14 protein-coding genes are annotated in these 25,447 nt (G+C 62.1%); 13 read left to right on the top strand and 1 reads right to left on the bottom strand.

The window, feature by feature from the left end; genetic code table 11:
• Positions 1 to 42: 42 nt before the first annotated feature.
• From D9M09_RS07625 to D9M09_RS07670, 10 genes are all read left to right on the top strand, one after another.
• Positions 43 to 858 (top strand): taurine ABC transporter ATP-binding protein, encoded by an 816-nt coding sequence (locus D9M09_RS07625; protein WP_121671002.1) that lies wholly within the window; start codon positions 43 to 45, stop codon positions 856 to 858.
• 79 nt (positions 859 to 937) lie between these two features.
• Positions 938 to 1,732, top strand: coding sequence for an ABC transporter permease subunit (locus tag D9M09_RS07630; RefSeq protein WP_070219225.1), 795 nt, complete (start codon positions 938 to 940; stop codon positions 1,730 to 1,732).
• Positions 1,733 to 2,024: 292 nt separating this feature from the next.
• Positions 2,025 to 3,458, top strand: a complete 1,434-nt coding sequence (locus D9M09_RS07635; RefSeq protein WP_121668965.1) for an amino acid permease — start codon at positions 2,025 to 2,027, stop codon at positions 3,456 to 3,458.
• Positions 3,451 to 4,677: a molybdopterin-dependent oxidoreductase gene (locus D9M09_RS07640; protein WP_121668966.1), complete on the top strand. Its 1,227-nt coding sequence runs from the start codon at positions 3,451 to 3,453 to the stop codon at positions 4,675 to 4,677. The genes D9M09_RS07635 and D9M09_RS07640 overlap by 8 nt, the downstream gene beginning before the upstream one ends.
• A 10-nt stretch (positions 4,678 to 4,687) precedes the next feature.
• A complete protein-coding gene (locus D9M09_RS07645) occupies positions 4,688 to 5,305 on the top strand; it encodes a c-type cytochrome (RefSeq protein WP_121668967.1) in 618 nt (205 codons plus the stop codon).
• 639 nt (positions 5,306 to 5,944) lie between these two features.
• Positions 5,945 to 7,609, top strand: coding sequence for a ShlB/FhaC/HecB family hemolysin secretion/activation protein (locus D9M09_RS07650; RefSeq protein ID WP_121668968.1), 1,665 nt, complete (start codon positions 5,945 to 5,947; stop codon positions 7,607 to 7,609).
• Positions 7,610 to 7,641: 32 nt separating this feature from the next.
• Complete coding sequence (locus D9M09_RS07655) at positions 7,642 to 15,408, top strand: YDG domain-containing protein (RefSeq protein WP_121668969.1); 7,767 nt, start codon at positions 7,642 to 7,644, stop codon at positions 15,406 to 15,408.
• Positions 15,409 to 15,561: 153 nt separating this feature from the next.
• Entirely contained in the window at positions 15,562 to 16,404 is an 843-nt protein-coding gene (locus D9M09_RS07660) for a sulfotransferase family protein (protein ID WP_121668970.1), read from the top strand.
• Positions 16,405 to 16,694: 290 nt separating this feature from the next.
• Positions 16,695 to 18,134: a glycoside hydrolase family 19 protein gene (locus tag D9M09_RS07665; protein ID WP_240453583.1), complete on the top strand. Its 1,440-nt coding sequence runs from the start codon at positions 16,695 to 16,697 to the stop codon at positions 18,132 to 18,134.
• A 102-nt stretch (positions 18,135 to 18,236) separates the two neighbouring features.
• Entirely contained in the window at positions 18,237 to 20,621 is a 2,385-nt protein-coding gene (locus D9M09_RS07670; RefSeq protein ID WP_121668971.1) for a chitinase C-terminal domain-containing protein, read from the top strand.
• Between the two features lie 109 nt (positions 20,622 to 20,730).
• Here the strand turns inward: D9M09_RS07670 and D9M09_RS07675 are convergent, their stop codons facing one another.
• On the bottom strand, positions 20,731 to 21,999 hold the full coding sequence (locus D9M09_RS07675) for a maltoporin (RefSeq protein WP_070308472.1): 1,269 nt from the start codon (positions 21,997 to 21,999) through the stop codon (positions 20,731 to 20,733).
• 311 nt (positions 22,000 to 22,310) lie between these two features.
• Here D9M09_RS07675 and D9M09_RS07680 point away from each other — a divergent pair, with 311 nt between their 5' ends.
• The 3 genes from D9M09_RS07680 to D9M09_RS07690 all read left to right on the top strand — a co-directional run bounded on the left by D9M09_RS07680 (position 22,311) and on the right by D9M09_RS07690 (position 25,437).
• The gene (locus D9M09_RS07680; RefSeq protein ID WP_070219874.1) at positions 22,311 to 23,621 is read left to right on the top strand and encodes an ABC transporter substrate-binding protein; all 1,311 of its coding nucleotides are present in this window, start codon (positions 22,311 to 22,313) and stop codon (positions 23,619 to 23,621) included.
• A gap of 126 nt (positions 23,622 to 23,747) precedes the next feature.
• Positions 23,748 to 24,608: a carbohydrate ABC transporter permease gene (locus tag D9M09_RS07685; protein WP_121668972.1), complete on the top strand. Its 861-nt coding sequence runs from the start codon at positions 23,748 to 23,750 to the stop codon at positions 24,606 to 24,608.
• 10 nt (positions 24,609 to 24,618) lie between these two features.
• Complete coding sequence (locus D9M09_RS07690; protein WP_121668973.1) at positions 24,619 to 25,437, top strand: carbohydrate ABC transporter permease; 819 nt, start codon at positions 24,619 to 24,621, stop codon at positions 25,435 to 25,437.
• Positions 25,438 to 25,447 lie beyond the last annotated feature (10 nt).

Below are 25,447 nucleotides of genomic sequence, written 5' to 3' on the forward strand. Positions count from 1 at the left end.
GCTGACTGAACAGAGTGCGTTGAACAGAACTGTGGGGACACGATGGAAAATCTGTACGTCAAGGATGTCAGCGTGATTTATCCGGGCAAGACGGCCGGTGAACGCGTACATGCCTTAAATAATATCAATCTCACCATCAATAGCGGCGACTTCGTCGTCGCGCTCGGTGCTTCCGGTTGCGGCAAGACAACCTTGCTGAGCCTGATGGCGGGCTTTATCGCCCCGTCCAAGGGTGAAATCATGCTCGGGGACAATAAAGTGGAAGGGCCGGGCGCCGACCGTGGCGTGGTGTTCCAGAAACATGCCTTGCTGCCATGGCTGAACGTGATGGAAAACGTGGAATTCGGCCTGAAGCTGCAAGGCGTGCCGAAAGCCGTGCGGCGCGAACAGGCGGCGAAGAACCTGGCGCTCGTCGGCTTGAAGGACTTTCACGACAATATGATCTATCAGTTGTCGGGCGGCATGCAGCAAAGGGTCGGCATCGCCCGCGCCCTGACCAGCAATCCCGCCATGCTGCTGATGGATGAACCGATGGCGGCGCTCGACGCGTTGACGCGCGAAACCATCCAGGAATTGCTGCTCGATATCTGGGCCAAGTCCAGCACCATGTTCTTCTTCATTACCCACAGCGTCGACGAGGCGCTGTTCCTGGCGAACCGGCTGATCGTCATGTCGCCCCGTCCGGGCCGCATCACGCACACGTATGAACTCGATTTCAACATGCGCTTCCTCGAATGCCGCGATGCGCGCGCCGTGAAATCGAGCCCGGACTTCATCAAGATGCGCGAAACCGTGCTCAACATCATTTATGGCGACGAGCGCGCCGTCAATAAAGAGCTGGAGGTGTCCCATGCATAGCCCATCCGTCGTGGGATTTCCTCCCGCCACCGCCAAGCGCGCCGGCTTTTTTGGCCGCCTGTTCGCTCCCCGCTGCGCCATGCCTGGCGAAGCGTTTGGTGCGCCGGGGCAGGGCAATTCCAGCCGCATCGCCACCGTCACCGTCATCGCCGTACTCTTGCTGTGGTTTGGCGTGACGGCCAGCGGCCTCGTGAAACCGCTGTTCCTGCCGTCGCCGCAAGCCGTGTACGAGAAATTCATCATGGCGGCCACCACCGGTTTCGGCGGCGCCACCCTGTGGGAACATACCGTCGCCAGTCTGGTGCGCGTGTTCGGCGCCTTTGGCCTGGCTTGCCTGTTTGCCATCCCCGTCGGCGTGATGATGGGCGTGAACCGCGTGGCGCGCGGTATCTTCGATCCCTTGATCGAGTTCTACCGTCCGCTGCCGCCGCTTGCTTACTTGCCACTGGTTATCATCTGGTTCGGCATCGGCGAGTTTTCGAAGGTCTACCTGATCTTCCTGGCCATCTTCGCGCCGATGGCGATCGCAGCCCGCGCCGGCGTCAGCTCCGTGTCACTGGAGCAAATCCACGCGGCCTATTCGATGGGCGCCACCCGTTTCCAGGTGATCGTGCACGTGATCCTGCGCGCAGCGATTCCGGAAATCCTCACCGGCATGCGCATCGGCATCGGCGTGGGCTGGACTACCCTGGTGGCGGGCGAGATGGTGGCGGCCACGCGCGGCCTGGGCTACATGGTGCTGAGCGCCTCCGAGTTCCTCGCCAGCGATGTCGTGATCATGGGCATCATCGTGATCGGCTTCTTCGCTTTCCTGTTTGATTTGATGATGCGCTACCTCGAACGTACCCTCGTGCCATGGAAGGGCAAGGTGTAAGACGTTCCCGGGAGTGGCGCTAATGCCACAAGTGTTGCCGCCGCTCCCATTTTTTAACCAGCAATAACTGAGCCATACCCCGTACGTATCCTCCAGCGCGCTTGCCCCTTGGGCGCCGCGCCGGGCCGCTGCATTTCCAGATTGACTTATGGCATGCAGCCAACCAGACTGATTTGATGATGTATCGATGCTGCTTGACGGTGTTGCCCAAATAAAACAAAGCCGCGCGGCAGGAACCGGCCGCAGCAGGCGAGGGCGCACCGGGCTTCAGAGATTTTCAGGAGACAAAAACATGATTAGCGAATCGCATAACAGTACCGGCTTGCAGCACTCGCTGAAGCAACGCCACATGAGCATGATCGCCATCGGCGGCGTGATCGGCGCCGGCCTCTTTGTCGGCAGCGGCGTCATCGCCAAGGCTGCCGGCCCGGCCGCCATCCTATCCTTCCTGCTCACGGGCGGCCTGGTCGTCCTGATCATGCGCATGCTGGGCGAGCTGGCTTCGTCCCTGCCCGTGGTCGGCTCCTTTTACGAATATGCGCGCCTGGCCTTCGACGACAAGCCGAAGGTCTCGAAATTCCTCGGCTTCATGAGCGGCTGGATGTACTGGTATTTCTGGGTCGTCGTCGTCGCCCTGGAAGCCATCGCCGGCGCCAAGCTGGTCAACTTCTGGCTGCCCGACGTGCCCTCGTGGGCCATCAGCCTGGTCTTGCTCGTGTCGATGACGGTGCTCAACCTGTTCTCGGTGAAAGCGTTTGGCGAATTCGAGTTCTGGTTCGCCTCGATCAAGGTGGTCGCCATCGTCGTCTTTCTGTTCGTCGGCGCCCTGTTCATCACGGGCAGTTTGCCTAACAGCATCCCAAGCCTGGGCTTTTTGACCAGCCATGGCGGCTTCATGCCGCACGGCTGGGGCCCCGTGCTCAGCGGCGCCGTGGCCGCCACGGCCTTTTATTCGGGCGCCGAGATCGTCACCATCGCGGCTGCCGAAACGTCGGACCCGGCCAAGGCCATCGCCCGCGCCACCAATTCCGTCGTCACGCGCGTGCTGATGTTCTATGTCGGCTCCATGTTTGTCGTCGTCTGCATCGTGCCCTGGGATTCGCCGGCCATCGCCACGCCTTTCGTCAGCGCCCTGACCGTCATGAACATTCCGTACGCGGCCCATATCATGAACGCCATCATTTTGACGGCCGTCCTGTCGGCGCTGAACTCCAGCCTGTACGCCTCGTCGCGCATGATCTTCGCGCTGACGCGCCGCGGCGACGCGCCGACGGGCCTGGTCAAGCTGAGCAAGAATGGCGTGCCGATTCGCGCCATCCTGTTCAGCACCTTGTTCGCCTATTTCGCCATTGCTGTCTCGTATGTATCGGCCGACCTCGTGTTCCCCTTCATCGTCAACTCTTACGGCATCCTGATCCTGTTCGTGTACTTGCTCATTGCGATATCTCAATTGCGTTTGCGCCGCCGCCTGGAACGCGAATGCCCGGAACGCATCAAGGTGCGCATGTGGCTGTTCCCCTATCTGACGTATTTCACCATCTTCGCCATGCTGGTGATCCTGGGCGCCATGAGCGTGTCGTCCGATACGGAGCAGCGCGTGTCGTTCTGGTTCGGCCTGTTGAGCGTGGCCATCATGAGCGTCATGTACTACATCAAGAAGCTGGTCAACGATGACCGCAACGGCGGCGAAGCGGCCGATACTAAAGTGGAGCTCAAACATGTCTGATACGACCTTGTTGCCTGCAGGCCGGCGCCGCTTCCTGCGCACGACGGCCGCCCTGGGCGCCGCCGCCGTGGCGGGGCCTGGGTCAGCCTTGGCTGCGTCTGTCACCTTGCCGTTTGAAAACGGCGAGCGCGAACTGGTGGCCTTCCCGCAAAAGCGCCCGCTGATCCTGCTGACCAGCCGCCCGCCCCAGCTGGAAACGCCGTTCAGCGTGTTCAATGAAGGCGCGATCACGCCCAACGACGCGTTTTTCGTGCGCTACCACTGGAGCGGCTTGCCCACCAGCATCGATGGCGGCAGCTACCGTTTGCGCATCGGCGGCCTCGTCAAAACGCCACTGGAACTGTCGCTGGCGGAACTCAAACAGCTGGCCGACCCCGTCGACGTGGTGGCCGTGACGCAATGTTCGGGCAACAGCCGTGGCTTTTTTTCCCCGCGCGCGAATGGCGGGCAGCTGGGCAATGGCGCCATGGGCAATGCCTGCTGGACGGGCATCCCCCTGAAGACCGTGCTGGAAAAGGCCGGCATCGCGGCCAGTGCCGTGCAGGTGGCCTTCAACGGCTTGGAAACGCCGCCCGTGGGCGATGGCCCCGACTTCCAGAAAGCCTTGTCCGTCGAGCACATCATGGCGGGCGACGTCCTGCTGGCCTGGGCCATGAATGGCGAAGACATCCCGTTCCTCAACGGCTATCCGCTGCGCCTGATCGTGCCGGGCTTCTATGGCACTTACTGGGTCAAGCACCTGAGCGACATCACCGTGCTCGACAAACCGTTTGACGGCTTCTGGATGAGCACGGGCTACCGTATTCCCGACAACGGTTCCGGTTTCATCGAGCCGGAGACACCGGTGGGCAAGACGACGCCGATCAGCCGCCTCAACGTGCGCTCCTTCATCACCAGCGTGCAAGATGGCGCGCAAGTGAAGGCGGGGCGCGACCTGGCCTTGCGCGGCATCGCCTTCGATGGCGGGCAGGGCATCAGCGAGGTGACCGTGTCGGCAGACGGCGGCCAGACGTGGCAGGAAGCAACGCTGGGCAAGGACCTGGGACGTTTCTCGTTTCGCGAGTGGACGATGGTCATGAAGGCGCCGCACAAGGGCAAGCACGTGCTGATGGTGCGCGCCGTCAACCGCATCGGCCAGAGCCAGCCGATGAAAGCCCTGTGGAATCCCATGGGTTATATGCGCAACGTGGTGGAAACCACGCGCATTCAGGCAGTGTGAGGAGAACCGGATGCTGATCAGAACACTCGCCACCGCCGTGGCCTTGATGCTTGCCGGCAGCGCTGGCGCGCTGGAAATCCATTTGCCGCCCGAAACGGCGGCCTATAAACCCAGCGAATTGCCCGGCTACCAGCTGGTGCAGCGCAACTGCATGACGTGCCACGCGGCCCAGTATGCATCGAGCCAGCCGCCCGCTTCGCCGCGCGCTTACTGGGAGGCGACCGTCAAGAAGATGAAAAAGCCGTTCGGCGCCCAGTTTGACGACGCGGACATGCCGGCCATGGTCGATTACCTGGTGAAAACCTATGGCGCGGAGCGGGGCGCCGCCGCGCCTGCCGCCGCAGTGAAGCCCGCCGCAGCGGCTGTCCCTGCCGCCAGCGGCAAGGATGTGAAAACCTTGCTGGCGGCAAATGGCTGCATGGCATGCCACGCCCTCGACCAGAAGGTGGTCGGACCCGGCTTTGCGGAAGTGGCCGCCCGATACAAGGGCCAGGACAGCGTCGCTGCCGTGGCGGCCAACATCCGCAATGGCGGGGCCGGCAAATGGGGCCCCGTGCCCATGCCGCCATTCAGCCAGCTCAGCGTAGCCGATGCGGCCACGCTGGCCAAATATGTGCTGTCCAGATAAGACCCGGCCAACGCGGCCGCGTCGCTGATCTTCTCTTCCTTTCCGCCGGCATCCGGCGTGGCCGATGCCTGCCACGCCGGTTTTCCTCGCCGCGATCATATGCGCCGCCCGCTCCCCGCGCGACCGCCAAAAATAAGTTTCCATTCCTAATATTTATTCATTGATTATCTATTTTTTGCAAGAATGTGACATGTTAATTTGCAGCAAAAAAGTGTGTCATCAGATGAACATGCACATATGTAAAAAATAACATTGTTTTATATTGTGATAATGCCAATCTCTTGTTCATTTCGCATGCATGGTGCGCTCATGGAATAGCATGTCGATAGTGACAGCGATGCAATTTTGTTGTGTTATGACAACGAATTTCTTGCCGGGAAGGCGCATTTTCACGGTGTTTTGCGAATTTTAAGGGCATCCCTGTCGAGACCGCACCAATGTGGTGAAAGAGCTCATTAGATAGGTATTTTCTCGCCTGATGACGGGCTAAAATGGGTCAATGTTGCTGAGGGGAATTTATTTTTTTGTTGTCATTGTATTTGACAATGATGCTAAAAAAATACGTCCTTTGCAGCTCTTGTATTCCCCGTCAGCACAGCCGCCAGCGGCTTGCCTGGCGCGGGCGCGCCGCCTGAAAGGATGACCTTGAACACCACATTACTTCCATTGACCTTGCTGGCGCTGATCCAGACCGCCTGGGCCGTCGATCCTCCGGGCGCAGGCAGCCAGCTGCAGCAGATTCCCGCCGCGCCCCAGCTGCCGAAAGCGCCGCCAGCCATCCGCGTACAGCAGGGCAATGTGCCGGCCACGACGGTGGGCGATACCACGCGCATCACCGTACAGCGCCTGCGGATCACGGCACCGCCCGTCTTTGCCGAAAGCGAACTGGTCGCCGCCGCGGGTTTCGTGCCCGGCAGCGAGCTGACCCTGGGCGAATTGCGCGCCATGGCGTCAAAAATTGCCAGCTATTACCAGAACCGCGGCTATTTTCTTGCGCAGGCCTATCTGCCGGCGCAGGATATCGAGGATGGCGTCGTCGCCATCGACGTGCTGCCGGGCCGTTATGGTCAGGTGCAGCTGCGCAATCAGAGCACGCTGTCCGACGGCCTGGCCGGCACGATACTGGCCGGGCTCGACGGGCAAGTGATCGCCACGCCGCCGCTGGAGCGGCGCTTGCTGCTGTTGTCGGACTTGCCGGGCGTGCAGGTGAGCTCGACCCTGGCGCCGGGGGCGTCCTTGGGCGCGTCCGACCTGATCGTCAACGTGCAGCCCGGTTCGCGTTTCAACGGCAGCATCGACCTGGATAACCAGGGCAACCGCTACACGGGCCGCAACCGCATCGGCGCCACCCTGAACATCAACGAGCTGGCCGGCATAGGCGACGTGGCCACCGTGCGCGCCTTTACTTCGGCCGATGGCTTGAATTACGGCCGCCTGGCCTACCAGGGACAGGCGGGCCTGTTGCGCCTGGGCGGCGCCTACACGTATATGGATTACAAGCTGGGCAAGGAATTTGCCGTGCTCGACGCCAAGGGAACGGCGAAGATCGCCAGCGCGTATGCCAGTTATCCGCTGATCCGCTCGCGCAGCAACAATCTGTATGCGCAAGTGAGCTACGACGACAAGACATTCCAGGACAGGACGGAATCGACGGGCAGCGTCAACGACAAGACAGCCAAGGTGTGGATGCTGAACCTGAATGGCGATGGCAAGGACGGCTGGGGCGGCGGTGGCGTGAGCACGTATTCGGTGACCTACACCACGGGCAAGATCGATATCGAGACGCCGATGGCCTTGCTGATCGATCAGCTGACGGTGAAGAGCAACGGCCACTTCAACAAGCTTGCCTTCAACGCGGCGCGCGTGCAAAGCCTGGGCGGCGAGACGAGCTTGTTCGGCATCATCAGTGGCCAGGCAGCCTCGAAAAACCTCGATGTCTCGGAAAAGATGGGCATCGGCGGCGTGGGCGGCGTGCGCGCCTATCCGGGCGGCGAGGCGTATGGCGACCAGGGCTATGTGCTGAATGTGGAATTGCGCCAAAACATCACGGCGTTCACGGCGTTTCCCGGCCAGCTGCAGGTGCTGGCCTTTGCCGACACGGGCACCGTCAAGCTGAACCGCGACGCCTGGGGCGCGGGCGAGAACCGCCGCACCCTGAGCGGCGCCGGCGTGGGCGTGACGTGGACGGGCGCCAATGCGCTCGTCCTGAAGGCGTATTACGCGCACAAGCTGGGCAATGCCAAGGCGACTTCCGCACCGGATGCGGCAGGCCGTTTCTGGCTGCAAGCCATTAAATACTTCTAATTAAGACAAGTTAATACAATCAGGACACTGCCATGAACCGCATCTACCGCTCCATCTGGAACCAGGCCACCGGCGCCTACGCCGCCGTTTCCGAAAACGTCAAATCCGCCGGCAAGCGCTCGATGCCAGGATGCAGCGGGAGCGGGGCGCATTTCGCCTTGACCGGCATGGCGGCGGCGCTGATGCTCGGTTACGGCTCGCTGGCCCTGGCGGGGCCGGCGGGCGGTACGGTGGTGGCGGGCCAGGCAACGATCAATGGCGCGCCGGGCGCCACGGTGATCAGGCAGGGCAGCCAGAACGCCGTGATCAACTGGGCCAGTTTCAATATCGGCAAGGGCGAGTCGGTGCAGTTCCAGCAGCCCAACAGCAACGCGGTGGCCCTGAACCGCGTGCTGGGCGGCGACGGTACTACCATCCTGGGCAACTTGTCGGCCAACGGCAAGGTGTTCATCGTCAATCCGAACGGCATCCTGTTCGGCCAGGGCGCGTCCGTGAACACGGCCGGGCTGGTGGCGTCCACCCTGGACATCAGCAACGCCGACTTCATGGCGGGCAAGTACCAGTTTTCCGGCAATGGCACGGGTAAAGTCCTGAACCAGGGCAGCATCAGCGCGCCGGGCGGCTATGTGGCCCTGCTGGGCGCGCACGTCTCGAATGAAGGCACGATCCAGGCACTTCTGGGTTTTGTAGCCCTGGCGGCGGGCAAGGCGATCACCCTGGACGTGGCCGGTGACGGCTTGCTCAATGTGGCCGTCAACGCAGGCGCCGTGGGCGCTTTGGTCAACAATGGCGGCCTGATCCAGGCCGACGGCGGCAGCGTGGTGCTCACGGCGCAGGCGGCGGGCGACTTGCTGAAAACCGCCGTCAACAACACGGGCGTGATCGAGGCGCACACGATAGCCACGCGCGGCGGCACGATCAAATTGCTGGGCGACATGCAAAGCGGCACGGTGAACGCGGCCGGCACCCTGGACGCCAGCGCGTCCGACGGCGGCAATGGCGGCTTCATCGATACTTCGGCCGCGCACGTGAAGATCGACGATGCGCTGAAGGTGACGACGGCATCGAGCAAGGGCCTGGCCGGCACCTGGCTGATCGACCCGACCGACTTCAATATCGCCGTTTCCGGCGGCGACATGACGGGCGCTTTCCTGAGCAACTCCTTGAAATCGGGCAATGTGCAAATCCAGAGCGTGTCGGGCGGCAGCGGCACGCAGGGCAACATCAACGTCAACGACAACATCAACTGGACCGCCAACAAGCTGACCCTGACGGCACAGAACAACATCAACATCAACAAGGCCATGCGCGGCGCAGGCACGGCCAGCCTGGCGCTCGAATACGGCCAGAGCGGGGTCGCCGCCGGCAATCTGTCGACGTACAACGTCAAGGCCGAAGTGGATTTGCCATCGGGCAATAACTTCAGCACCAAGCTGGGCAGCAATGGCAGCGTGACCGTGTATCAGGTGATCAACAGCCTGGGCGCCTTCAACAGCACCACCGGCAGCGACGTGCAGGGCATGCAGGGCAATTTGTCCGGCAAGTACGTGCTGGGCAGCAATATCGATGCGCGCGGCACCTCTGGCTGGGATGGCGGCAAGGGATTTGCGCCCATCGGCAGCGATGCGGCGCCTTTCACGGGCACGCTCGATGGCCTGGGCCATGAAATCGTGGGGTTGACGATCAACCGCCCTGACGTGCCTGTCGGGATGTTCGGCAATATCGGCGCTGCCGCTGCCGTGCGCAATATGGGTTTTAGCGGCGTCAGCGTTGCCGGATCGGCCGCCAACTATAGCAGCACCTATGCGGGCATAGGCGCACTGGCTGCCGTCAACAGCGGCAAGATCGATAATGTGTATAGCAGTGGTGCCGTGAGCGCCTCCGGTTATGTCAATCTGGGCGGCCTGGTGGGCATCAATGCCGGAACGATCAGCAATAGCCGCGTCTCCGGCACGGTCGTCTCCGCGGGCGATCCCGGGCCGGGCGGCTACGGCGCGGCAGGCGGCTTTGTGGGCCTCAACGCCGTAGGCGGCTTGATCAAGAACAGTTCCAGCTCCGCCACCACCAGCTCCACGCGCTACGTGGCGGCCGGGCTGGTGGTCACCAACTCCGGTGCGATCAGCGATAGCTATGCGACGGGCACCGTGAACGCAGGAGCCAACTATGGCGGCGGCCTGGTCAGCTTTAACAATGGCAGTATCAGCAATAGTTACGCGACCGGCGCGATGAACGCCTCGGGCAGTGCCGGCGGCCTGGTGGGAACCAATAACAGCGGCAGCGCGACCATCAGCAATAGCTACGCGACCGGCAAGGTCACCTCCACCGGCGGCTATGTCGGCGGCCTGGTGGGCCTGTTGCGTGGAACCTTGAGCAACAGCTATGCGACGGGCGACGTGCAGACCACCGGGCTGGCCGGCGGCGTGGTCGGTTACAACGTGGGCGGCACCATCACGAATGTCTATACCACCGGCAAGGTGACGGGCGGCGGCGCCAGCGTGGGCGCCATCGTCGGCGAGCACAACGGCGGTAGCGTCAACCGCGCCTATTTTGACAGCACGATCAATTCCGGCCTGAATGGCATCGGCCGAAGCTTCAATGGCGCCACCTCGAATGCGCAAGGGCTGAGCACGGCGCAGATGCTGGTATCGAGTAATTATGTGGGCTTCAATTTCACGGCCACGGGCGGCGCCACCGGCAATAATTGGGTGGCGGTCAGCGCCGACGGCACCCTCAATGGCGCTGCCGGCACGCGCCCCATGCTGGCGTCGGAGTGGTCAAATACCATCAATTCGGCGCACCAGCTGCAATTGATGGCGATGAACAAGACAGCCACCTACACGCTGGGCAGCAGCTTCAGCGCCGCCACGACGGCGGCCAATGGCCAGGATATCTGGGGAACCACTGGCTTCATCCCCGTCGGCACGGCAGGTTCGGCCTTCACGGGCAGCCTCGACGGCACCGGCCATATCATTTCCAGCCTGACCATTGCCAAGGCGGGCGTGAACAACGTGGGCCTGTTCGGCGCCATCGGCAGCGGCGGGGTGGTGGCGAATGTGGGCTTGTCCGGCGGCAGCGTAGCGGGCGGCACGAATGTGGGCGCCCTGGCCGGCAGCAATGCCGGCACGATCAGCGGCAGCTTTGCCACCAGCGGCGTGACGAGCACGTCCACCGGAGGCGGCCTGGTGGGCAGCAATACGGGCACGGTGGCGGACAGCTATGCCAGCGGGGCCGTGGGCGGCACCAGCATCGTCGGCGGCCTCGTCGGCAGCAATGGCGGCAGCATCGCCAACAGTTATGCGAACGGCAGCGTGAGCGGTTCCAGCAGTGTGGGCGGCCTGGTGGGCGCCAGTACGGGCAGCGCCGCGGGCAGCTATTGGGACACGACGGCCAGCGGCCAGGCGAACAGCATGGGCGGTACCGCCATGACGACGGCGCAGCTGAAAAACCTGTCGAATTACACGGGCGCCGGCTGGGAACTGGCGCAGATGTGGGTGGTCTACGACGGCCAGAGCGCGCCTTTCCTGCGCTCGTTCATGAAGCAGATCGCCGTGCGCGTTTCCTACGACAGCAAGGTGTATGACGGCGTGGCCTACGCAGGCGGCAGCAATAGCGTCACCTACTCGAACACGGTGGATGGCGCCAACCTGCTCGGTACGGTCGTGTATGCGGGCAATGCCGCCGGCGCCGTCAATGCGGGCACCTATGGCGTGTCGGCCAGCGGCCTGTACGCTTCGGGCGGCCAGTCCGGCTATGCCATCAGCTATATCGATGGCGGCCTGGTGATCACGCCCAAGTCCGTCACCCTGAGCGGCGCGGCGGTGGGCGACAAAGTGTATGACGGCACCACCGTGGCCGCCATCAGCGGCACCCTGAACGGCGTGCTGGCGGGCGACCTGGCCAATGTCAGTTCGACCGTGAATGGCACGTTTGCCAGCAAGAATGCCGGCAACGGCATCGCCGTGACGGTCAACGCGGCCCTGGGCGGCAGCGCCGGCGGCAACTATGCGCTGGTGCCCGTGAACGGCTTGACGGGCAATATCAGCAAGGCCACCATCAGCGGCGTGAGCGGCATTGTTGCTGGAAATAAAGTATATGACGGCACTGCCACGGCCAGCCTGAACACGGCGGGCGCCACGTTTGCGGGCATGATCGGTGGCGACAGCCTGAGCGTGGCGGGCGCCAGCGGCAGTTTTGCCGACAAGAACGCGGGCACAGGCAAGACGGTCAGCATCAGCGGCATCGTGCTGGGCGGCACGGATGCCGGCAACTACAATTTGACCGGCACCACGGCCAGCGGCACAGCCGATATCAGCAAGGCCACCCTCAGCGGCGTGACCGGTATCGTTGCCGGAAATAAGGTGTACGACGGCGGCGTGGCCGCCAGCCTGAACATGGCTGGGGCGTCGTTCACGGGGATGGTGGGCGGCGACAACCTGACGGTCTCGGGCGCCAGCGGCAGTTTTGCCGACAAGAACGCCGGAAATGGCAAGACGGTCAATATCAGCGGCATGGTCCTGGGCGGCACGGATGTTGGAAATTATGATTTTACCAACGCCACGGCCACCAGCACGGCCAACATCAGCCAGGCCACCCTCAGCGGCGTGAGCGGCATTGTTGCTGGAAATAAAGTGTATGACGGCACCGCCACGGCCAGCCTGAACGCGGCGGGCGCCACGTTCGCGGGCATGATCGGTGGCGACAGCCTGAGCGTGGCGGGCGCCAGCGGCAGTTTTGCCGACAAGAACGCGGGCACAGGCAAGACGGTCAGCATCAGCGGCATCGTGCTGGGCGGCACGGATGCCGGCAACTACAATTTGACCGGCACCACGGCCAGCGGCAGCGCCGATATCAGCAAGGCCACCATCAGCGGCGTGACCGGTATCGTTGCCGGAAATAAAGTGTACGACGGCGGTGTGGTCGCCAGCCTGAACATGGCTGGGGCGTCGTTCACGGGGATGGTGGGCGGCGACAACCTGACGGTCTCGGGCGCCAGCGGCAGTTTTGTCGACAAGAACGCGGGCACAGGCAAGACGGTCAATATCAGCGGCATGGTCCTGGGCGGCACAGACGCTGGAAATTATGATTTTACCAACGCTACCGCCAGCAGCACGGCCAATATCAGCCAGGCCACCATCAGCGGCGTGAGCGGCATTGTTGCTGGAAATAAAGTGTATGACGGCAGCACGGCCGCCAGCCTGGATGCGGCGGGCGCCACGTTCGCGGGCATGATCGGTGGCGACAGCCTGAGCGTGGCGGGCGCCAGCGGCAGTTTTGCCGACAAGAACGCGGGCACAGGCAAGACGGTCAGCATCAGCGGCATCGTGCTGGGCGGCACGGATGCCGGCAACTACAATTTGACCGGCACCACGGCCAGCGGCAGCGCCGATATCAGCAAGGCCACCCTCAGCGGCGTGACCGGTATCGTTGCCGGAAATAAAGTGTATGACGGCAGCACGGCCGTCAGCCTGAATACGGCTGGCGCCGCTTTCAGCGGCATGGCCGGCGGCGACAACCTGACGGTATCGAACGCGACCGCCTCCTTCAGCGACAAGAACGCGGGCAATGGCAAGACGGTCAATGTCAGCGGCATCGTGCTGGGCGGCACGGACGCAGGCAATTACAACCTGGCCAGCGACACGGCCAGCAGCAGTGCCAATATCAGCGCCAAGGCGCTGACGCTGACGGGCTTGACTGGCAACAATAAAGTCTACGACGGCACAGCCAGTGCGAACCTGACCGGCGGCACCCTGAATGGCCTGGTCAATTCGGAAACCCTGGCCTTCACTGTCCAGGGGGCAAGCTACAGCGACAAGAACGCGGGCACGGGCAAGGCCATTACGGTGGGCGGCGTGACCTTGAGCGACGGCAGCGGCCTGGCCGGCAACTACACGCTGAGTACGCCAAACGGCATGACGGGCGATATCGCGAAGGCAACGATTTCCAGCATTAGCGGTTTGAGCGCCCTGGACAAGATATATAACGGCAACCTCAACGTCAGCCTCAGTCCCGGCCAGGCGGTGATCAACGGCAAGATTGCCGGCGACGATGTGCAATTGTTCAGCGCGAGCGGTGCATTCACGGATAAAAACGTGGGCAGCAACAAGGCCGTCAATATCACGACTATCACCTTGTCCGGCAGCGATCTGGTCAATTATGACTTCCTCAACAATACGGCCAGCGCCACGGCCAGTATCACGCCCAAGGCCGTCACGCTCTCCGGTGTGACTGCAGGCAATAAAGTCTACGATGGCACGACAGCGGCAGTCTTGTCGGGCGGCACCCTGACCGGCATGGTCGCGGATGAAACGCTGGGCTTCAGCGGCGGTGTCGGCAGCTTTAGCGACAAGAATGCCGGTACCGGCAAGGTGGTGACCATCAGCGGCGCCAGCTTGCAGGATGGCACTGGCCTGGCCAGCAATTATGCCTTCAGCAGTCCCGCCAACGTGAACGCCGACATCAGCAAGGCGACCATCAGCGGCGTGACGAACGTGGGCGTCAACAACAAGACCTATGATGGCTCGGCCATGGCCACGCTCAACGGCGCGGCGACCTTCAATGGCATGGTGAACGGCGACAGCCTGACCGTGGCCGGCAACGGCGCCTTCAGCGACAAGAATGCGGGCACGGGCAAGACGGTGGCGGTCAGCGGCATCACCCTCGGCGGCGCCGATGCGGACAACTACAACCTTGCCAGCACGGTTGCCAGTGGCACGGCCAGCATCACGCCGGCGTCCATCAGCGCTATTTCCGGCATCGTGGCGGCAAACAAGGTGTATGACGGCGGCACGGCGGCCAGCCTGAATCTGGCGGGCGCCAGCTTCAATGGCATGGTGGCCGGCGACGTCCTGAGCCTGGCTGGCGGCCCCGTCCTTGGCGCGTTCAGCGACAAGAATGCGGCAACGGGCAAGACCGTGAATATCAGCGGCCTGGGCCTGGCCGGCGCCGATGCGGGCAATTACGTATTGGCCAGCAGCCTGGCCAGCACCACGGCCGATATCACGCCGGCGGCCCTGACGGTCAGCGCCACCGGCATCAACAAGGTGTACGACGCCACCACGAACGCCGTCGTTTTCTTGCGCGACAACCGTATCGGCAATGATCAGCTCAATATTGCCAGCAATGGCGCCAGTTTCAGCAACAAGAATGCGGGCGCGGGCAAGACGGTGACGGTGGCGGGCATACGCCTGAGCGGGGCGGATGCGGGCAATTACGTGGTCAACACCACGGCCAGCACCACGGCCACGATCTCGCAGGCACTGCTGACGGTGAAAGTCGACAATGCGGCAAAAGACCAGGGACGCGCCAATCCCGACTTCAGCGCCAGCTACAGCGGCTTGCTTGGCGGCGACACGCTGGCCGCCGAAGTGAGCGGTCAGCTGGCCTTCGGCACGCCGGCGACGACGGCTTCCGCGGCAGGCAATTATCTGGTCTCGGCCTCGGGCCAGGCGTCGAACAATTACGCCTTGAACTATGTTGACGGCGTGCTGAAAGTCAATCCGACGGAAGCGCTGCAAAGCGCCGTTGCGAACGTGATCGCGGCTGTTGCCGTGGCGCCGTCGCAGGGCAATATGGTGCAGGCCGACATGATCGTCAGCGGCGAGACGGCGCCAGGCAAGCCTGCCGCCGCGCAGGATGCGCCGCGCGAGGGAGAGAAGGGCGGCTCGGGCAGCGCACCGCTGGTGCAACTGGCCGGCAACGTCGTCAGCAATGTCTTGCCAGGCCTGCGCCTGAGCGTGGTGGACAGCGGCTTGCGCTTGCCGGTTGAGGTTTCCGTCGGTACGCGCCAGGACAGCCAGTAAGGTCCGCCGCGTCACCAGATGCCGGCGCCGGAGTGCCGCTTCGTGTTTCGAGGCGGCATTTTCATGCCTTCGCATCGTCGCAACACTTTTACAATGGCTGCATCATCCTTGTTTTCCGTCAGAGGCGCAGCGCTGAACAGAAAGTACAATCGCATGACATCCCATTTCATCGGCGTGGCCGGCTTGCCACGCGCCGGTTCCACCTTGCTGTGCCAGCTGCTGGCGCAGCATCCCGACTTGCATTGCGAAGGCAATAGCTCGCCCCTGTGCAACGCTTTGCTGGGCATGCGGCGCATGGTCAGCGATGACGCTTTTTTCCTGTCGCAGCTCGACAGCACCTTCGACGCCAGCTACGGCCACCTGAAAACGGCCATGCAGGGCTTTCTGCGCGGCTGGTACCGCGATTGCGGCAAGCAGGGCGTGGTCGACAAGAACCGCGCCTGGCTGCATTGCGTGGAAATGCTGCTGCAGCTGGCGCCGGAAGCGAAGATCATCGTCTGCGTGCGTGAACTGGGCCAGGTCTACGGCTCCATCGAAGCGCAGCACCAGCGCACCATCCTGCTCGATTTTGTCGACCATCTGGCCGATTTTGACCGCCTGGGCCGGGCCGACATGCTGTTTGCCAAGGACCGCACCATCGGCGCTCCGCTGAGTTCCCTGCATGCCGTGCTGGACCTGCCTGCCGAAGTGCAGCAAAAGCTGTATTTCGTGCGCTTCGAAGACTTGATGGCGCGGCCCGTGGAATGCATGTCCCACCTGTACACCTGGCTGGGCCTGGCACCGTTCCAGATCGACCCGCACGATCTTGCCGTGGGTATCCAGGAAAGCGACAGCCACTACCGCATGAAATACACGCACCGCCAGCAGGCGACGATCAGCCCGCCCGGGCAGCATGCGATTCCGCCGCGCATCCAGGCGCAGATCGAAAGCGCCTATGGCTGGTTTTACGACCTGTATTATCCGCAACACCAACGTGCGGCAACGCCATCGGCCTGAAAACACCTGCGGCAGTGCCAATACCACTTGCCGCAGCGCTGCCGGCGCGGTATTGCCGGCAGTTGTCTTGAAAACGCCTTTTCTCCCTCTTCCCACTCTTCGCTTGCCGCACCGTGGCCCCGCCGCCTGAAGTCACTGGTATTGTAAAAAACACCGTTTTATAAAACCACTTGACTACCAATTTTCGGCGTCGCATTCTTGGTGCAGAAAGCCGACGCTTCGCTGTGCTTTCTTTACGTACAACATAAAAAGCTACTTCGATAGTTTTCGTACAACGTTCAGGAGACATTGTGAAGACACGGCAAATTAGCCGGCTGGCCTCGCCCTTGATGGCTGGCTTGCTGGGCAGCGCGCTGCTCGCTTGCGGCGGCAATTCCACCACCGAACCCCCATCGACCCTGCTGGCCGCCACGGCCGCCAGCGACAGTTGCGCAGCCTGGAGCGCCAGCGCCGTCTACACGGCGGGCCAGTGCGCCGTCTACGACGGCAAGGTGTACCGGGCCAAATGGTGGGTGCAGGGCACGGCGCCGAACAACGACCAGTGGGGACCGTGGAGTCTCGATACCACCACGCCGACGCCCACCCCGACGCCTACACCCACGCCTACACCCACGCCTACACCCACGCCCACGCCGGGCGTGCCCACCAGGGCCCAGGCCGAGGCGAACGAGGCGGCGCTGACGAACAACGATTTCTTCCGCAAGGTCAAGGCGTCGATCCGCACGCTGGGCAATGCGGCCGTCGAAGCCGTCCAGCCTGGCCTGGCCGGCAATCCGCTCAACGTCAAGCGCGTCGAACGTCTGCTGCCGGCGGCGAAGTGGGATTATTATTTTGCCGCGCGCGATACAAGCTATACCTACCAGCGCTTCCTGCAAGCGGTGGCCAAGTTTCCCGCCGTGTGCGACGACTATAGCGACGGGCGCAACGCGGACGCCATCTGCCGCCACAGCCTGGCCACCATGTTCGCCCATTTCGGGCAGGAAACGGGCGACCATAACGCCAGCAGCCCGCTGCCGCAATGGCGCCAGGGCTTGAAGTATTTGCGCGAACTGGGCTGCGACGAGACGGGCGCCGGCTGCGGCTACAACGTCGAGTGCGCCGATCCCGTCTTCAACAAGGTATGGACGTGCGGCAAGAATGCCGACGGCAGCTTCAAGAAGTATTTCGGCCGCGGCGCCAAGCAGCTGTCGTACAACTACAACTACGGCCCGTTCTCGCAAGCGATGCATGACGGCGACCAGTCCGTGCTGCTGAAAAATCCGGACCTTGTCGCCTCGACCTGGCTGAACCTGGCGTCGGCCACGTTCTTCTTTGTCTATCCGCAACCGCCGAAACCATCGATGCTGCACGTGCTCGACGGCACCTGGGTGCCGAACGCGGCCGATACGACGGCAGGCGCGGGCAATAACTTTGCCACCACCATCATGATCATCAACGCCGAATGCGGGCAGGGCACGGAAAAGCAGGCCGCGCAAAACCGTATCGATTACTACAAGCAGTTTGCCGCCGACATGGGCTGGGATTATTCCGGCGAACAGCTGTCCTGCGCCAACATGCAACGCTTCACCCCGGCCAGTTCCGCTGCCTACAACATCTACTGGGAAAAGAACTGGAGCGCCGGTGGCGAGAACCAATGCCAGCTGGTCAGCTATCAAACCCCGTACAGCGCCTTGCTGGCGGGGAACTACGTGAAATGCGTGGAAGCCAACTGGAATGTGAAGTTGCAGTAGCAGTAAAGGCAGGAAAGCCGGCCAGGGATAACAGTTGACAAGAGCCCCTCGAGGGGCCTGCAACAGCTCTCGATGTAAAACCATAACGGAGACCAATACAACATGAAATCGAATGCATTATTGATGGCCCTGCTCAGCGGCGTGCTCGTCGCTTGCGGCGGGGGCCAGGAAGGCACGACCGCCACGCCAAACACCTTGCTCGCCGCCGTGGAAGCGTGCGCCGTCTGGGATGCCGCCACCGTCTACACGGGCGGCCAGTGCGTGACGTACCAGGGTGTCACCTACAAGGCCAAATGGTGGACGCAAGGCAATGTCCCCAGCGCCGCCGACCAGTGGGGCCCATGGGCCGTGATCGATACGCCAACGCCGACGCCGACGCCGACACCGACACCGACACCGACACCGACGCCGACACCAACGCCGACACCGACTCCGACGCCAACCCCAACCCCAACCCCAACCCCAACCCCAACCCCAACCCCAACCCCAACGCCAACTCCCACGCCAACCCCCACGGCTTGCCGTCCGGACGGCCTGATTTCAGCCGTGCCGAATGTGCCGTATTGCAAGGTATATGACGCGAATGGGCGCGAAGTGCTGGGCAATGGCTTGAACCGGCGCATCGTCGGCTATTTCGCCAGCTGGCGCACGGGCGTCGATGGCAGCCCGACTTACCTGGTGAATAACCTGCCCTGGGATAAGATCACCCACCTGAACTATGCGTTCGCTTCCGTCGATCCGGCCACGTCGAAGATCTCCATCGGCAGCGGCGCGGCCAATCCCGATACGGGCCTCACCTGGCCCAACGTGCCGGCCGCGGCCATGGACCCGTCCTTGCCGTACAAGGGCCATTTCAACTTGCTGGCGCAATACAAGAAGAAGTATCCGGGCGTGAAACTGATGATTTCCGTGGGCGGCTGGGCCGGCAGCGGCGGCTTCTACACGGCCACGACGAACGCGGACGGCAGCATCAACACGGCCGGCATCAACACCCTGGCCGACTCGATGGTGGCGTTCGTGCGCCAGTACAACTTCTTCGATGGCGTCGACGTCGATTACGAACACCCGACCACCAACAATGAAGCGGGTAATCCGAACGACTTCGCCGTGTCGAAACCGCGGCTGGCCGGACTGATGACGAGCTACAACGTGCTGCTGAAAGTGCTGCGCCAGAAGCTCGACGAAGCGGCCGTGCAGGACAATAAATACTATCTGCTCACCATCGCCGGTTCCGCCTCGGGCTGGGTCTTGCGGGGCGAGGAAAATATGTCGGGATTGAAATATCTCGATTACGCCAGCCTGATGAGCTATGACTTGCACGGTGCGTGGAATCAGTACGTGGGACCGAACGCGGCGCTGTTTGACGATGGCAACGATGGCGAATTGCGTGCCGGTAACGCCTACCAGTTCCAGAACATCGGCTACCTGAACACGGACTGGGCCTACCGCTACTACCGGGGCGCCATGCAGGCGGGCCGCATCAATATCGGCGTGCCGTTCTACACGCGGGGCTGGAAGGATGTGACGGGCGGCACCAATGGCTTGTGGGGCACGACGCCGCTGATCAGCTCCACCGTCACCTGCGCCGGCACCAAGACGTGCGGCACGGGCGCCACCGGCATCGACAACGTGTGGTACGACCTCGATACACAAGGCAAGCCCACGCCAGGCGGCGGCAATCCCATCTGGCATGCGTTGAACTTGCAAAACGGTATCGTTCCAAGCTACCTGGACGCGTATAAAGTCACGGACAAGGCGCTGGTGGGCACGTATGTGCCGTACTACAGCAGCACCATGGTGGCGCCGTGGCTGTGGAATGCGACCAAGAAAGTCTTCATTTCGACGGAAACCACGCAGTCGATCGCGGCCAAGGCCCAGTACATCGTCAACAACAATATCGGCGGCGTGATGATCTGGGAAATGGCGGGCGACTATGCCTGGGATGCCACGCGCAATGGCGGCAAGGGCGAGTACTTCATGGGCACCACCCTGACGGACGTGCTGTACCAGGCCTTCCGCACGGCTGGCGCGTACGGCAACAAGCGCGCCGAAATCGCCATGCCGGGCACGGCGGCGAACGTCAGCATCACCCTGGGCGGCTGGAAGCTGGGCGACAACAACTTCCCCATCAACCCGGTGATGACGGTGAAGAACAACACGGCGTCGACCCTGCCGGGCGGCACCGTGGTGGAGTTCGACTATCCCGTGTCGGCGCCGTCGGACATGAGCGACCAGTCCGGCTTCGGTTTGACGGTGATCAATGCCGGCTACACGGGGCCGAACAATATCGGCGGCTTCACGAAGAACTACAACCGGGCCCGCTTTGCGATTCCCGCCTGGCAATCGCTGGCGCCGGGCGGCTCCGTGGCGCTGACCCTGAACTACCGCCTGCCGATTTCGGGACCGGCCAACTACACGGTCACCGTCGGCGGCACCAAGTACGCCTTGACGCAGGAGTATCCGGAACTGCCGGTGGCCTTGCCGTAAGTTGAATCCGGCAGGGTAAACAGAAAAGGGCGGAACCGGGGTTCCGCCCTTTTTTCGGGGTCTGACCCGTCGGGTCTGACCCCAGCCTTTGCTTCTGGGTTGTTTCAGCTTAAAACCACGTCTCTACCTGGAAACCATAGGAAGTACCGCTGGTATTGTTGTTGTAGATCGGGCCGCCGTTGTTCGACGCATTGACCGAGGCGGTGGCCGCATCGTTCCATTTGCCGTAGGTCACGAAAGCGCGCAACTCGGGACGCGACCACAGGCCAGGACCGGCCGAGATCGTCGGGGCGATGGTCAGCTTGGTCAGGCGCTTGGCCGGCAGGCCGCCCGCTTGCGTCACGCGGTCCGTGCCCAGTTCGCCCACCAGCTTGAAGTTGTTGGTGAACGCGTACACGGGACGCACGCCGACCGAGGTCCAGGTCGAGGAACCGTTGGCGTTCGATTCGTCTTTTTGCCACAGGGCGACGAATTCCATGCCGAAGTTGGCCATCGGCTGGATCGCCATGTCATTGAAGATGCGCGTGCGTTTCACGTCCGAACCGAAATTGGTGTCGCCCGACGCGCCGAACTGCGCGCCCTTGCCGGTGCCAGGACCGACGCCGTACTGCACGCCGAAGGTATTGCCGCCGCCGAACACTTTCGCCTGGCGGTGGAAGGCCGACAATTGCCAGCCGTTATGCTTCTGGCCGTAAGCGTCGTTGTCCTTGCCTTCGCCGATGATGTAGGTCGCGGCCAGGTCCAGGGTGCCGTTTTCATTGACGGGAATCTCGCCGTAGATGAAGTTCTGGCGCACGGCCGACTTGGTGCTGACGACGCCGGTCTTCGACACGGTGTTGATGTCGTTGTCCTTGAAGAAAGCGTACGAGAATTTACCGGGGCCGGCAGGAATGCGGTCCAGGCCGGCGCCCGTGCCGTTCATGTTGATGTACTGCAAGTCCAGCATGTGAATGTCAGGACGGTAGTAGAAGCGCTTGCCGATCCAGGCAGTGCCGCCGTTCAGGAAATCGAGTCCCTGTGCTTCGACATAGGCCTTGACGATGCCCAGTTTGTTGTCGCCGAAATCCGAGTTGGGCGCGTAAGCGTTGACCCAGATGGTGGCCAGGTAGTTCACGCCGCCGGACTGGGCGACGGACTTGGTGTAGCCGAATTCCGTATAGGCGTCGCACTCATTGCCCAGACGATATTTCATGGTATTGCCGCCCAGACCGAAGCAGCCTTGCGAACCGCCGCCGCCCGAGGTATTGCTGCCGGCGCCGGCGCGCAAGTAGCCATGGAAGCCTTCGGCGTCGCTTGGGTACATGGGGTCGGCCATGGCGGAAGCGCTGGCAATGGCCAGGAGCAGGGCAGGTAAAGTTTTCAATGCAGTGCGATTCATGCGGTCTCCAGAAGAATGTTGGTGGTAGCGGTGGCGCCCCGAAAGGCCGGTCACCGCACACGGTCTAATGCCGAAAACCAAGTCTAGCAGCGCTTTTTTAACCACCCTGATACAAATCGAACAAGTACCGATACTTTCTTTCAAAGTGTTGTTTTTACTCAATATCGATACTCTGGTGCATGGAGGGGGTGCAAAAGAGTATCGAATTGCGGTTTTGGAGTATCAGAAAGTATCAAAGTCCGGTGCTACATTGTGGTCGTGGTGCTAAGTACCTGAGCATTGCCAACGACAAAAAACACTGGAGACACATAATGAAACGTTCCGCCATTGCCGCGCTGTGCGCCGGCGCGCTCTGCCTCAGCTCGTCCGCTTTTGCCGCAACCGACCTCGTCATCGCCACCGTCAACAACGGCCACATGATCGAAATGCAAAAGCTCAGCAAGTTCTTCGAGCAAGCCAATCCCGACATCAAGCTCAAGTGGGTGACCCTGGAAGAGGGTGTCTTGCGCCAGCGCATGACCACCGATATCGCCACCAAGGGCGGCCAGTTCGACGTGATGACCATCGGCCTGTATGAAACGCCCATCTGGGGCAAGAAAAACTGGCTGATCCCGATCAAGCCGGACGCCAAATACGATATCGACGATCTGCTGCCCGCCATCCGCGAGGGACTGTCCGGCGACGGCAAGCTGTACGCGTCGCCGTTCTATGGCGAAAGCTCGATGATCATGTACCGCAGCGACCTGGTCAAAAAGGCGGGCGTGACGATCGAAGACCGCCCCAGCTGGAACCAGTTGCGCGACGTGGCGGCCAAGCTGCACGATCCGGCCAACGGCGTGTACGGCATCTGCCTGCGCGGCAAGCCGGGCTGGGGCGACAACATGGCGCTGATCACCACCATGGCCAATTCCTACGGCGGCCAGCTGTTCGACATGCAATGGAAACCGCAATTTACCAGCAAGCCGTGGAAGGATGCGGTCACCATGTACGTCGACCTGATGAAGAAATACGGCCCGCCGGGCGCGGCCGCCAACAGTTTCAATGAAAACCTCGCGCTGTTCAACCAGGGCAAGTGCGGCATCTGGATCGACGCGACGATCGCCGCCTCCTTCATCACCGACCCGAAACAGAGCAAGGTGGCCGACAAGGTGGCGTTCGCCCAGTCGCCCGTCGGCGTGACGGAGCGGGGCGCCAACTGGCTGTGGATCTGGTCGCTGGCCATCCCGTCGAGCTCGAAGCATCCGAACGAGGCGCAGCGCTTCATCAACTGGGCCACCTCGCCCGATTACGTGAAACTGGTGGCCAAGGAAACGAGCTGGGCGAACGTGCCGACGGGCACGCGCAAGTCGACGTATGCGAGCCCCGAGTTCCAGAAAGTGGCGAAATTTGCCGCCGCCGAAGGCAAGGCCCTGGCCACCACGCGCGCCGTGCAAAGCACCTTGCCGCCGTCGCCGTACGTGGGCGTGCAATTCGCGTCGATTCCCGAATTCCAGGTGATCGGCGTAGCCGCCGGCCAGCAGATGGCGGCAGCGCTGCTGGGCAAGGTGACGGTGGAGCAGGCGCTGGAGTTGTCGCAGCAGACGGCGGAACGCGAGATGCGCAAGGGCGGGTATTACAAGTAAGACTTTTCTTGCCGTCTGGTTTATCAACAGGCGAAGAGATTGGTGGCTTAAAACTGGGGTCAGACCCGACGGGTCTGACCCCGGATTTCTGTTGATGATCATTCCCTCACGTCCCAAGAGTATCCTATGAAACGCATTATCCCCCGGACTTTGCTGACGCCGGCCGTGCTTGCCGTCTCCGTCATTTCCGTGATCCCGTTATTGATCACCCTGTATTACGCGTTCATGCGCTATTCCATGCTCGATCCGAGCGGCCATCCTTTCCATGGCCTGGCCAATTTCCACTTTTTCTTTACCGATGCCTCGTTCCTGCCGGCCTTGCAGAACACGTTTACCTTGCTGTTTTCCGTCATGCTGATCACGGTGGTGCTGGGCACGGCGCTGGGGTTGCTGATCAATGAAGCGTTCCCGGGGCGCGCCATCGTGCGCGTGCTGCTGATTTCGCCGTTTCTCGTCATGCCGGCCGTCAATGCCCTGATGTGGAAGAACATGCTGCTCAATCCGATCTACGGCCTGTTTGCGCAGATCAGCCTCTTCTTTGGCGCCACGCCCGTCGACTGGCTGTCGGCCCACCCCCTGTTTTCCATCATCATGATGGTCTCGTGGCAATGGCTGCCGTTTGCCTGCCTGATTTTCATGACGGCCCTGCAATCGATGGACCGCGAACAGCTGGAGGCGGCGCGCATGGATGGCGCCACCTACCTGCAGCAGTTGCGCTATCTCTACATACCCCACCTGGGCCGCGCCGTGTCGGTGGTGCTGATGATCGAGATGATCTTTTTGCTGTCGATTTTTGCGGAAATCTTTACCACCACGGGCGGCGGTCCCGGATTCGACACGACGACCATCACCTTCATGATCTATCAGCAGGCACTGCTGTCGTATGACGTGGGAGCGGCCTCGGCCGGCGCCCTGTTCGCCGTGCTCATCGCCAACATCGCCGCCTTCTTCCTGATGCGCGTCATCGGCAAGAATCTGTCGAAATAAGGAGACCTTGATGCATAGCAAACTCAATCTGTATGGCCGCACGGCCGCCGCCTGGCTGTGCGCGCTGCTGCTGTTCTTTCCCATCTTCTGGCTGGGCCTGATGGCCTTCAAGACGGAAGGGCAAGCCATCGCCACGCCGCCGCTGCTGTTTTTCACGCCGACCCTGGACAGCTTCCGTGAAGTGCTGGCGCGCGACAATTACTTCGGCTACGCGTGGAACTCGCTGTTTACCAGCGTGGTATCGACGGCCATCGGCCTCTTGATCGCCATCCCGGCCGCCTATTCGATGGCCTTCTTTCCCACGGGCGGCACCATCGGCTTGCTGAAATTCATGCTCAGTTCGCGCTACATGCCCGGCGTGGGCGCGCTGATGCCCATCTATATCTGCTACCAGTACTTCGGCCTGCTCGATACGCGCATCGGCCTGACCATCATGTTCATGCTGATGAACCTGCCCATCATGATCTGGCTGCTGTACACGAGCATGAAGGAGCTGCCGCGCGAAATCCTCGAGGCCTCGCGCATGGACGGCGCCACCGTGTGGGATGAATTCCGCCACGTCGTGCTGCCCCTGTCCGTGGGCGGCATCGCTTCCACGGCCTTGGTCTGCATGGTGTGGTCGTGGAATGAATCGTTCTGGTCGCTGAACCTGGGCGCCTCCAACGCGGGCACCCTGGCCTGGCTCATCGCTTCGTATTCGAGCCCGGAAGGTCTGTTCTGGGCCAAATTGTCGGCCGCTTCGCTGATGGCCATCGCGCCCATCATGGCACTGGGCTGGTTCTGCCAGAAACAATTGGTCCAGGGTATGACCTTCGGCGCTGTTAAGTAAACACTATTGG

Origin of the sequence: Janthinobacterium agaricidamnosum, from assembly GCF_003667705.1 — a bacterium.
Lineage (GTDB): Bacteria > Pseudomonadota > Gammaproteobacteria > Burkholderiales > Burkholderiaceae_D > Janthinobacterium.